Below are 11785 nucleotides of genomic sequence, written 5' to 3' on the forward strand. Positions count from 1 at the left end.
ACCACCGACCTGGCCAGCGGCGTCGACGGCCAACCGAGTGTTGCCACCGGCACCACCTGGGAGTGTTGCGGCCCGCAACACCAGGATGGTGTGCACCGAATAGGACAAATCCAGCACCCCGGGTTCTTCATTTATTACTGCGCGCCCAACAGCCTAAAAGCAGCATGGACATCGTTCACCCACCTTATATAAGGAAACCATGTCCATGGCTGACAACTATCAGCTCAACATCGGCTCCCTCAGGAGCCAGGTCCAGCTGACTCTCCACACCCACCATGCTGCCCGAATCTGGCTGGGCCGCCAGAAGACCGATGACAAACACAGCATCCTCGGGCTGGCGGGCTTCTGCCTCAAGATCAACCAGATCGATCGTGGAGCGGCCCAGGACGACCCATACTCGGACTGGTGGATGATCAGGATCGAAGAGAAGATCCAGGAAGTGGACGATGCACTGAAGGCGATCGACAGCCGGCTGGATGAAGTGATGGCCCAGTTGCCCAAGGCGCTCGAAATCGGTGAGAACCTCTCCATTCAACCGCTGAAGCTGCCACTCTTCATCTCCAACCCGCTGGGCTTCAAGGGCGTCCATCTACTGACTCAATACGACGAAGTCGTCCGCCGCATCCTGCTGGCTCAGCACGTTGCCATGATCGGCCGCCGCGATGGCGAGATCTGGATCGACGAGGGTGCTCACCTGCTGCGCAGTCTTTTTGGACTGGCCCAGCTCCATCGATTCTCCGGTGCATCGCGTGACGACTTCGCCGCCAACAATGCACGGGCTGAAAACGCGCGCGAGATGTACAAGCGCTACGGCGACATCCCCCAGGACATCCTGGAAGGCACCCGCAGGTCGAACTTTGCCCCGCCCATCCGCCGTGGTTCCGCAGACCCGGTCGAGGATCTGGATGACGATCTCGAAGGCGAGGCCTGATCCTGATGCGTTTGGACCCCCAACCCATGGAGGCCCTGCAACAGGGTGCCTTCAAACCGCTGCAACAGGGTGCCTATCAGGCGCTGCAACAGAGTGCCTCACTAAAAGGCCTTTTAAAGCCCTTTAAAGGTAAGGGGGAGCTGATCCAGTTGGCGGAGCATTGCGCATCGCTGGAGGCAGGGTTGCGCGCCATTACCCAGGAAGTGCTGGCCCAGGTCCGTCAACATCCATTCGCCCTGCTGCCCGTCAGGCTCATCGAGCAAAACACAGCGGCTGGCACAACCTTTCTTCGCTGGCAAAGCGTGCAAGGTCGGCGCATGGGTGTCGGCGTATGGGCCCAGATGATCCACGCCCCCAAAACACCAACCCACTTGCTGCAGGACCTGTTTGCCCTGGAGCAACACCGAATCACCCTGAACATGCAGATCAGCCTCATCCACTCAATCGGCAAACAGGCCGCCGAGTGCGCAGAAAAAATGGGGCAGGCCGAGGCCGAATATCAGGCTCGACTGCAGCAGGTCATGAACCCACCTCAACACTGAACGGAGATACACCATGGGTACACCAGTAGTTTGGGAAGGCAACGTCGGTAACGCAGCTGAACACCGTTCGTTCGCCAACGGCAACAAAGATCCGCGGCACATGCTGCGACTCAATGTAATGTTCGACAACTCGATCCCTGATGGCCAGGGTGGCTACAAGGATCGTGGTGGCTTCTGGGCCAACGTCGAATGGTGGCACCAGGATGCCGAGCGGTTCGCAGCACTGTTCCAGAAGGGCATGCGCGTTGTGGTGATTGGCCGCGCGATCATGGACAGCTGGACGGATAAGCAAAGTGGCCAGGAGGTATCTGCGCTCAAGGTCGAAGCCAGCCGGATCGCGATTCTTCCACATCGCATCGAGCACGTATCTCTGTCTGGCGGCGGCGGTCAGCGTCCGACCAACCAACCGCAGGGTCAGGCGCGAAGTCAGACCAGCGGTGGCCAGGCTCAAAACGTTCCTCAGCCGAGCCCCGAGGACATGCGCCACTACGGCGAAGGCTTTGACGACGACATCCCTCTGTAGCCCCCCCCTTAATTTGGCGCGCCACATCGCGAAGCTCCTGGTGACAAGGATGTCACTACGAGCTACCACTCCCTTCGATGAAGCTTCGCCGTAGAAACCCAACTACATCTTGGCAGGCATTTTTCAGGCGCCGTTCGTGAAGTTGCCGATGACAAGGACAGCGCCCCGCCACCTACTTCCGCTTCGAGGTAACGCCCCGTGCACCACGACTACCCGGAATATCCATCCGTCAAAGCGACGGTAGACTCCTCGCGTTACATGGAAGCCGTACAAGCTCTCGAAGGCGTTCGCCAGGTCTTTTGCGACGGCGAAACCATCCTCCTGCCCGAGGCTGAGGTGAAGGCCATCGAAATGCTTCGCTCCCAGTTCAAGGCCACCTTTGAGTATGGGCAGGCCGAGGAGTATCAGTTTGCGACCAAGGCCCGGGATGCAGGAGTGTCGGCTGAGCTCCTGCGACTTGGCCAGGCAGTTTGGGACATCACAGGCCAACACGCTGAGGTGATGGTTCGTACCGCATTGGAGGACCCCAGCGCGACGCTGCTGGCTTGGTCGGCACTCTACCGCTCAAGCATGATTCCCCACTAGGTCTGGCACACGGGCGTTGGTGTGGGGCCTAATTTTTCCGCCGCCATTCGTGAAGTTTCTGGGAGCCAGAACAGATCGACGCGACCGCCCACTCGGAACTTGGCGTCTGATGCCACACAACTCCTGGCGGCCAGAACCTACTGCCCAGGGCCGCGCGCCTCGGGAAGCTCCCGCAACCAGGACAGCAAGTCGTGGCCGAAGGGGCGCTGCAAGCAGCGCTTGCCCAGGTCAGGAGGCGGTTGAAATCGTCGCATTGGCAAATTACCATTTCCTGAAGGCATCTCCGCCCTACAGCTGCTAACGTGTTTAGAAATTAGCTGCTGGAGTCGAAAAAAGCGCCTTGTCGCGAGGCTTCCGGTATCAAGAATGTTTGAGGCGTGATCTGCCCGGCAGGTACAGGGGCACTAATGAGGAGCATTCGATGCAGAATGTAGAGGCTCAGGAGCGAAAAGCGGATAGGCGCCAGTTCAACAACCCCCATCCTGCGGTGGAGGCTGCCGGAGTGGAAGCCGCCGAGAAAGGGCTGCCCGTGTATGCCTGTCCCTACAAGCACCCCGCCATGTTGGCCTCTTGGCTGAAAGGGTACAAACGCGCACAGCAGCTCACCCTCAACATCTGAACTCACTTCCTCTAGACGTCAGCCCCGACGAATTCCCCCTCTTTCAGTTGACCATTTCGCGTTGTGCCGCCTCCGGCCGGCGGCAAGAGTGCACTCTGTTCGAACTGTTCAGGGTCACCTTATGAAACTCATGATCATCGAGGCACCGGGCAAGCTGAAGAAGCTAGGGCCCATGATGAAGAAGATCCGGCCTGGCGAGCAATGGACGGTTGTAGCCACTGGTGGCCACATCCGAGACCTCCCTGAAAAGGGGATGGACGAGACGATGATCACCACTGGGGTGCTCAAGAACCTCCGGCCCGTATACGAGATGCTGCCCAAGAGTGCCCGCAACGTCAGCACGATCCGCAAGGCGCTAAAGGACGCCACCGAGGTTTATATTGCCACTGACCCGGATCGCGAAGGTGAAAGCATCGCCTGGCACATTCAGCAGGCGCTGCGCATCAGCGAGTACAAGCGCGTCACCTTCAATGAAATCACACAGAATCGTGTGCGGGAGGGTTTGGCTAACCCCCGTAAGATCGACGGCCAGCTCGTTGCTTCACAACAGTGCCGTAGGGTGCTCGACCGCTTGGTGGGCTACCCCGTCACTCAGGAGCTGCGCCGAGTCATGGGGCAACCCACGTCAGCGGGCCGGGTACAGTCACCTGCGCTCTACCTGGTTGTACTGCGCGAACGGGAGATCCGCAACTTCAAGGTCATCCACCACTTCGGCGCAGAACTGACCTTCAGGGACGAAGCTTCCGGCTTGGCCTGGACTGCCGCATGGCAGCCGGTGCCGGATTTTGCCAGCAAAGAACACCCTTACGCCCAGGACGGCACGCTCGCCGCCCGGGTCGCCGCCACCCGTGCAGTTATCGTGGAATCGTGCGAAGACGGCAAGAAGCGGCGTCCGCCGCCCGCACCGTTCATTTCGTCCACTTTGCAGCAAGCCGCCAGCGTGGCGTTGAAGTGGGACCCCGACAAGACGATGCAGATTGCGCAACGCCTGTACGAGCAGGGTGTCATCACATACCACCGGACGGACAACCCCAACCTGGCCGATGAGGCCATGCCTGACATCCAGGCTGTCGCACGACGCCAGGGGCTCGACGTCGTAGACGAACGCCGGACGTTCAAGGCAGCAGACAGCGCACAGGAAGGTCACCCTGGGATCGCGCCAACCGCTTGGGATGATGAGGTTGCGGGAGAGTCTTCCGATGAACAGGCGCTGTACAAGCTCATTCGGATCCGCGCACTGGCCAGCCAGCTCGCCGATGCCATCTACGACGTGCGTACCGCAAAGTTGCTGGCCAAGGGGCCGGATCAAAGGCCGCTGCGCTTCGCTGCGACGGGTAGCTCGGTAGCCTATCTCGGCTGGATGAAGCTCCTGCAGCAAGACGACACGGATGAGGAGTCGACCGACCTGCCCAAAAATCCAGTGCCGGCGCTGCAACCTAAGCAGATCCTCAACGTACTCCAGGGCGAGGTGTTGAACCAGAAGACCAAACCGCCAGGGCGCTTTACCAAGGCCAGCTTGATCAAGGAACTGGAGCGTCGTGGGATTGGCAGGCCCAGCACCTTCTCCGCGATCGTTAAAAACATCACCAGCAAGGGCCTGGTCGTCGAGGAAAAGCGCAAGCTGGTACCAGGACCGCTGGGAGAGGCTACCGTCGCCCAGCTGGAAGGCAGATTCAGCTTCCTCGAGCTGGCTTTCACGAGCACGCTGGAGAAGGACTTGGATCGAATCGCCCGCGGTGAGGATAGGTACGGCCCTGTGGTCGCCAAGTTCTACGAGCACCTCCAGAGTGAGCTGGAAAGCCTCCGACAGGCGCCCACAGTGGCGACGAAGGCGCGGTCGCCTGAATCCTCATCGGGCGCCCAGGACGGCTACTCCTGCGGCAAGTGCGGGATGCCTCTCGCGCGCCGACAGAAGCGCGGCGATGGCGGTTACGACTTCTGGGGATGCACCGGGTTCAAAGCGAACAACTGCCGCGTGAGCTACCCCACAGTGGGCGACAACCCTGATATGGCCAAGCCCAGGGGCATGTAGGCGAAATGTTTCGAAGGCGGTAATCCATTTCTCCTGTAGCCGCTTTCCCCCAACTGCCAATCTGCTCGCTCTTACGGGTGCGGGCAGACGCACCTTGAATGATGACGAGTTGACTACTCATCCTCCCGGAGGTGCTTGTGGCCCGTTCCAAGAAAGTCATTGACCGGTTGAAGGCCGAGCAGGGGGACAATCCGAAGGTCCCTCATTATGAATCCCGGCCAGGCGAGTCGTGCTGGCCGTTACAACCTGACGACATCAAAACCGCTGGGTACTGGAAGCAGGAACGCAGACGTGTGCCGAAGGGCTCAGAGCCAGCGGCGTACGTAATCAGTGGCCAGGGAGGGTCGCTTCATGGCTCAGTACTCTTAACCCGATGGGTTCCTGCCTACCACCTGGACCAGACGGTGCCGATGAAGTCCAAGAGCGCGGACGCCAATTGAAAAGGCCACGCCTCCTCAATAGCCAATCAGTGTTGCTCGAAGCCGCCGTGTTCGACGGCTACGACATGGGCATCCTCATGCCCTACATTGAAGGCGCAAACAAGGTCATGTTCGCGCGGAGCGGGTTCTTCATTCGCCGCAGTGATCACCCGCTCTGCCGCTACTGGCGCGTGCCCAAGGCCAAGCTCATCGACGAGCTGGACCTGGTGTACCACCAGCTTATCGAGCTGGCCGGTGGCAAGGTCACTGAGTCATGGCAGGCCTTCCGCCAGAAGATCGAGAGCGCGCTGGCCAACCCACGCCGGGACGCGTTCATCTCGGGAATGCTACTGCGAATTGCCCCGCTCGCCGACGGCGGTGTGCTGCTGTCCGGAGATTATCATCCTGGAGTCGTTGCAGTGGCCCGCCGGATGCGGGGAGTGTTTCTGGGCAAATCCAGCTCGTGGCGAGTCAACGCCACCGCCGAGATCCTGCGCAGCAACCTGGTCCTGGAGCTCGGTCTTGTGGAGGAGCAGTTCGAGATACTGGACGTTGTACAGGAGCTCCTGGGCGATGGTTCTGTGGTTCCAGCAGCAGACATCCCACGCATCAGCCTGGGCGGTGCTCCTCAGGAAACCTCGACAGCCACCAGCGGTGAGGAGAGCTCCAACGATATCTACCTCGCTGCCGTCTCGCCGATCGAACGCACCCAGTTCTCGGATGCCACGATCGCCCAGGCCCTGGTCGGCTACTCCCTCCTCGATCACCAGCCTGCTGGCATTGCCCACCTGCTCCAGCGCACCAGCGCACTGCTGGCTGACGATATGGGCCTCGGCAAGACACGCCAGGCCATCATCGCGGCGCATATCAGTGCAACCGGTCGCCCGATCCTGGTGGTTACCCTGTCCTCGTTGCTGATCAACTGGCAGCGCGAAATCTTAGCGGTCTACCCCGACGCGACAGTCGCTGTGCAGAAGTACGATCCGCTGGTCCAATGGATGCTGATCAACTACGAGCGCCTCGGCGACTACGTGCTGCTTGCTGAGCATTACCACGTTCTAGTGGTCGACGAGGCGCACCAGTTGAAGGAGCCGACTGCCGAGCGTACTCGGCATGGCTTCGATATCGCAGCCAAAGTGCCGAATCGCTATCTGCTGACAGGCACGCCTGTCCTCAATCGCGAGACGGAGTTGCACACCCTGCTACGTCTATCGGGGCACCCGGTCGGCCAGTTGCCCCTCAGCGATTTCTGCGAACGCTTTGCCGGCAGCCCAGAGTTCCGGCAAAACCTCCGGGCAGAACTTGGCGACTGGATGCTTCGCCGGCGGAAAGACGTCCTGCCCGGGCTAAAGGGTAAACATCGGCAGTTGCTGCCCGTGGCGATGGGGGTGGAGGAGCGGAAGAAGTACGATAGCATTCGCCTCGAAGACAGGCCCATCTTTGCAAGGCTGGGCGCGCTTCGCCATTATCTGGAACAGGTGAAGGTCAGAGTCGCTATGGATCTGCTGGGCGAGCTGGACCCCGAAGACAAGGTCATCTTGTTCTGCGAGTTCAAGCCTACCGTGGCGCGCCTCAAGGAACTGTGCGATGCAGCCGGTATCGGGAACGTCACCCTGGTCGGTAGCGACTCGCTATCCAAACGCCAGAAGGCGATCGACAAGTTCCAGGGTGATCCCGAGTGCAGGGTCTTCATCTGCACCACCCAAGCCGCCGGTACCGGCAACAACCTCACTGCCGCCAACTACGTGTTCTTCCTGGGCTTGCCTTGGACACCAGGACAACAGGACCAGGCCGAAGACCGGGCTTATCGGAATGGTCAGCTCCGAACCGTGATTGTGAAGGTTCCACTTGTCGAGAACAGTATCGATCAGCAGCTGTGGCAGATGCTCTTAGCGAAGCGTCAGGTCAGCTTGGAGCTCATTGAGCCGGAAGAGCAGCAAGACGCGCTAGCGAAGGCGATGCTCGCCGCGACCATCTCTTAGAATAACTGGGACGGTTGTGTGGTTCATCAAGAAACGGCCTACAGCGGACCGGACTGAAGTCGTTCAAGCAACCTGGGTGAGGCACGAAAGAAGCTTTTTCCCCTACCAGGGTGCGATCCCGGTTTGCGCCTTCAAATGATGCGCAACAGCCCGCTCACACCGATCGACGATTTGCCGCACGTGAGTGAGGTATGCCGCGCCGGTGTTCTTCGCGACAGGCTGTGCATCACGGATGCGGTGAGCAATGTTGCCTCGAATAGTGATGAATTCGTCCAGCTTGGTCTTGGCGCGGTCAGCCTTCATCTTGTTCCATACCCAATGGTTGCTCAGGCTGTTGAGACCCAACATCTCCTCATAGAGGCCATCGACTTGCTCTGACTTTGGCGTGTTGAACTTGCCCAACCACTTCTCATGCACCTCGAGCTTGTGCGCCAACAAAATGGCCTTCCAACCGGCATCGGCCAAGTCCCATAGCTTCAGCGAGTTCGGATCGCTCTTTATGTCTTTGATCGCAAGGCTTTTGACTTTGTTAGGAATAGCGGCGGCGGTAGGTGCATGCGCCAGCAAAAAGTCGAATGCCTCGACGGCTAAATCCTCGATGTATGACTCCCAGCACGCGGTAACGAAGATAATCACAGATCGGTTAAGCACCTCAACGCCGCGCTTACGCCCGCGCCCTTCTCCGCCGATCTCCTTGTGAATGTCCCACAGCTTTTCGATGTCAGCTTTGTTGATTTCAAATGTGCTTTTTGAATTCGAGGGCATCCGATTACCACATAGCTGCTGAAGGAGCCCAGAGCATACCTTAAGCCGCTCTCTTGGCCACAACTCCATTCCTCGTTCCTTGCCGGCCAGCGGCTACGCCAACCGGGTAAACATGCTGCAGATTCTGAGCAGCACCTAAGCGATGAAGCCCCAATTGCGCGTCCAGTTGAGTAGTCGAGGATCGCACCGTGGATTGACTTTGGCTCAGTAGTCCTCTCGAACGGCTGCAAAGGGTCGTTAGCGGTCAGTCGTGCAAGACTGCTATCGACCCATTGCAGACGTTCAGAGTGAGGCGGAGCGAGATATCCGCTCGTTGGCTGCACTAAGTAAGCTGTGTCAATCATGACACTTTGCATGCGTCCAGGAGCATCGACGACTGCTGTCTCGGGCTCGAAATCACGTTTCCTTCACGGCCCATCCCGCAGTCTTGCCGAGACCTCTCATTCGGATTTCTGGAAAATGGGCAATGGCGCCGGCGAACTGATCGCCGCTTTGTTTGCTTCACTCCTGCTCCACCCTTCTGTGCCCACTGGTAATCATCCTTACGTGATTGGATGGGCCGAGGAGAGCTTGGTATGGCCTGAGAAAATAGCCATCCGTACCAAGCTGGACACAGGTACAGAGATATCCAGCCTTGATGCAAGAAATCCCATCTTTTTCCAGAAAAACGGGGTCGAGTGGGTGCGGTTCAACTTGGCGCTCAAAGACAACAACACAGGGCAGCTAGTGAATCAGGTCTTTGAGCGTGAGATAGTCGCTCCGGTAGCTACGGCTCAGACCACTTCACGTCGCAAACGTAAGGCGGTCGATATGGAAATCTGCTTTGGCCAGCAGCTGTTCAAGGAGACTTTCGCCCTGGATGACCGCAGCGCTATGCACTATCCGATGGTCATTGGACGTCCACTCATAGCAAAACTTGGCGTGGTGGATTCTTCGCGTACCTTTACTATCGAGCCGCACTGTAAGTCGCCATCAAGCTGAGAGAGCTGCAAGGTTAGGGCGGGCCTCAGGAGTGAGTGAATGCGAGGAACGCCCCCGCTACCGCTGCTATCCAAATCAAGATGATGAGCACTGCTGCCGTAATGCTGACCGGTCGTTTCTCCTGACTCTGCTCCCACGCGAGGGCTTTATCCTGGCATTCCACAAGTACGGCAGGGGGCATTAGGCGAATCGCCAACATGATGCCAAGTGGCAAAATAATCACATCATCCAGATAGCCCAGCACGGGTATGAAGTCCGGGATGAGATCAATTGGGCTTAGCGCGTATGCCACCACGAACACCGCTATCCATTTTGGGAGCCATGGCGTTGTGGGGTGTTGGTAACAGAACCAAAGCACCATAGTCTGCCGCTTGAGAGATTTAGCCCATCTACGTCCACGATCCAGCAAAGCTTTCATACAACAAACGTCCTCGAAAAAATCATTTGGTATTTGTCTCTCGCGGTTGGCAGCCTGGCGAACATTTCATTAATTTCCGTGCGACAGGAACTGCAAGGTGAAGCGGCTTCCTCCCTTCGGGTTGGGTTCGTGAAAGACCCGCCAGCCCAGATGTTCGGTCACCCGCTTGACGATGGATAGGCCCAGGCCCGAGCCCTTGATGAAGTCGTCTTCCCCCCTTACGAAACGATCAAACAAACGAGCACGCACTGCCTCAGGCAACCCGCTGCCGCTGTCTTCGACCACGATGCCCGCAGTACTCAAACTGACATTGATCGTCCCTTCCTCTGTGTGCTGGCAGGCGTTGCGCAATAGGTTACCGACAGCGACCGTCACCAGTTCGGGAATGGCTTGAACCGAGACGTTCTCTGCGTAGTGGAAGCCGAGTACGACCGGCTTCTTTCCTAGCAGAGGTTTACACCGTTCAAGCTCATGTTCTATCAAAGGCCGCACCTCTACAGAGATCCGATCAGCAAGTTCCGGGGCTCGGGCCAGTTGCAACAGCGCGCTGACCTGTTTGGCCGTCTCCGCCGCGTTCCGGCGAATCCGCTCCGTCATGACTAACAAATCGGGTCGTGTCTGTAGCCGGCTGGTCAGTACCTCTGCGGCACCCAACATGATCGTCAGTGGGGTTCGCAGCTCGTGACTCACATCAGCGGTGAACCAGCGCTCACGCTGTAGCGCGAGGCTCAACTGTTGGGTTCGATCATCTATCGCCCTGGCCAATACGCCAATTTCGTCAGTCGAGCCGAGGCCAGGCAGGCTGTTGCTCTCATCTGGCGTCTGAACGGAGGCGGCTAGATTTGTCAGTGGAAGGATGACCCGGTTGGCACTGGCTCGTCCGATCAAGAGTGCCAGACCGATACCCCCCAAAAAGGCGAAGCCCAGGGTGATATAAGCATCCGTCTCGATGGACTCAAAATCGCTTTGATCATCCACCACGGCATAACGCTGGCCTTGTTCCTCTCCGATCAGCACATGCAGCGCATGGCCGTTGAGCCTCATTTCGTGGGTGCCTAGGCCTAGTGATTGGAAATCCTGCGGGATCAGCTGTCCCTTGAAAAAGCTCAGATCCAGGGCTTGAGAATGCACAATATGGGCATCTGCGGCCCACAAATTAGCTGCACGCTCAAGCCGGTTATCAATCAGTTCTTTTTCAATTTTCGAGACGACAAGAAACGCAGCGATGGTAAAAAAGCCAACGATTATGACGGCAAGCAGCACATAGGCTGCGATCATCCGACCGCGTAGCGAATCACTGCGCACCATCATGATCCACCAGTCGGTAACCTATGCCGGGTACTGTGACCAACATAGGGAGCGAATCCGGAAATGCCTTATCGATGGCCTGTCTAAGGGCATGAATATGGCTGCGCAGGGCATCGCTCATCGGAGGCTCACCATTCCAGAGTTCCTGCTCAAGCTCTTCTCGGGTGACGAGGTTTGGGGCGGCACGGAGCAGCGGTAGCAAGATCTTGTAACCGAACGGGGTTAGCTCAATGGGGCGGCCCGCTCGGCGGGCCTCGACGATTCCTGGATCAAACTCCAGATCGCCAAAGCGCAGTATCTGATCAGTCCGCAGTGCGCCCGCACGCCGCACGAGTGCATGAAGTCGCGCTTCTAGCTCGATCAGCGAGAAAGGTTTGACCAGGTAATCATCAGCACCGGCTTGCAAGCCTTTCACTTTGTCGAGCACGGTATCCCGGGCGGTGAGCATCAGTATCGGGACGTTGCATTGTTCTTCACGAAGCTGACGGCACACGTCCAGGCCATCCAGGCCCGGAAGCATTCCATCCAGAATAATCACGTCGAATCGCTGCTGAGCAACTCGCGCCAGCCCTCCAGGGCCAGTACGGGCATTGTCCAGATCGTGCCCCAGTGGCTCGAAATACTCATAGAGATTGGCCACGATGTCCGGGTTATCTTCAATGATCAAAATCTGCATGGCT

General features: G+C 58.3%; 12 protein-coding genes. 8 read left to right on the forward strand and 4 right to left on the reverse strand.

From position 1 onward, the window contains the following. Positions 1-205 precede the first annotated feature (205 nt). The 7 genes from F6X59_RS14350 (at position 206) to F6X59_RS14380 (ending at position 7633) form a co-directional block, all read left to right on the forward strand. Positions 206-931, forward strand: coding sequence for a PFL_4669 family integrating conjugative element protein (locus tag F6X59_RS14350; protein ID WP_023628776.1), 726 nt, complete (start codon positions 206-208; stop codon positions 929-931). Positions 932-957: 26 nt separating this feature from the next. Further along, positions 958-1473 carry a DUF3158 family protein gene (locus F6X59_RS14355; RefSeq protein WP_230852995.1) on the forward strand — a complete coding sequence of 172 codons (516 nt, stop codon included), beginning with the start codon at positions 958-960 and terminating at the stop codon, positions 1471-1473. 13 nt (positions 1474-1486) lie between these two features. Next, positions 1487-1996: a single-stranded DNA-binding protein gene (locus tag F6X59_RS14360; RefSeq protein WP_152956775.1), complete on the forward strand. Its 510-nt coding sequence runs from the start codon at positions 1487-1489 to the stop codon at positions 1994-1996. 198 nt (positions 1997-2194) lie between these two features. Continuing rightward, entirely contained in the window at positions 2195-2581 is a 387-nt protein-coding gene (locus F6X59_RS14365; RefSeq protein WP_372240390.1) for a hypothetical protein, read from the forward strand. A 421-nt stretch (positions 2582-3002) separates the two neighbouring features. Then, positions 3003-3200 carry a CrpP family ICE-associated protein gene (locus tag F6X59_RS14370; RefSeq protein ID WP_152956776.1) on the forward strand — a complete coding sequence of 66 codons (198 nt, stop codon included), beginning with the start codon at positions 3003-3005 and terminating at the stop codon, positions 3198-3200. A 121-nt stretch (positions 3201-3321) separates the two neighbouring features. Beyond that, positions 3322-5232, forward strand: coding sequence for a type IA DNA topoisomerase (locus F6X59_RS14375; protein ID WP_152956777.1), 1911 nt, complete (start codon positions 3322-3324; stop codon positions 5230-5232). 436 nt (positions 5233-5668) lie between these two features. Continuing rightward, entirely contained in the window at positions 5669-7633 is a 1965-nt protein-coding gene (locus tag F6X59_RS14380) for a DEAD/DEAH box helicase (protein WP_152956778.1), read from the forward strand. 102 nt (positions 7634-7735) lie between these two features. Here F6X59_RS14380 and F6X59_RS14385 read toward each other — a convergent pair whose 3' ends face one another. Further along, entirely contained in the window at positions 7736-8467 is a 732-nt protein-coding gene (locus F6X59_RS14385) for a HEPN domain-containing protein (RefSeq protein ID WP_178120087.1), read from the reverse strand. A gap of 285 nt (positions 8468-8752) precedes the next feature. Here F6X59_RS14385 and F6X59_RS14390 point away from each other — a divergent pair, with 285 nt between their 5' ends. Then, positions 8753-9379 (forward strand): RimK/LysX family protein, encoded by a 627-nt coding sequence (locus tag F6X59_RS14390; protein WP_178120088.1) that lies wholly within the window; start codon positions 8753-8755, stop codon positions 9377-9379. Between the two features lie 25 nt (positions 9380-9404). Here F6X59_RS14390 and F6X59_RS14395 read toward each other — a convergent pair whose 3' ends face one another. The 3 genes from F6X59_RS14395 to F6X59_RS14405 all read right to left on the reverse strand — a co-directional run. After that, the gene (locus F6X59_RS14395) at positions 9405-9797 is read right to left on the reverse strand and encodes a YkvA family protein (RefSeq protein ID WP_152956781.1); all 393 of its coding nucleotides are present in this window, start codon (positions 9795-9797) and stop codon (positions 9405-9407) included. 69 nt (positions 9798-9866) lie between these two features. Next, on the reverse strand, positions 9867-11108 hold the full coding sequence (locus tag F6X59_RS14400; protein WP_152956782.1) for a HAMP domain-containing sensor histidine kinase: 1242 nt from the start codon (positions 11106-11108) through the stop codon (positions 9867-9869). Next, a partial coding sequence (locus F6X59_RS14405) for a response regulator transcription factor (protein WP_306109984.1) occupies positions 11092-11785 on the reverse strand: 694 nt, incomplete at its 5' end. The genes F6X59_RS14400 and F6X59_RS14405, both read right to left, overlap by 17 nt.

The organism is Pseudomonas sp. MN1F, assembly GCF_009391885.1.
In the GTDB taxonomy this organism is placed as follows: domain Bacteria; phylum Pseudomonadota; class Gammaproteobacteria; order Pseudomonadales; family Pseudomonadaceae; genus Aquipseudomonas.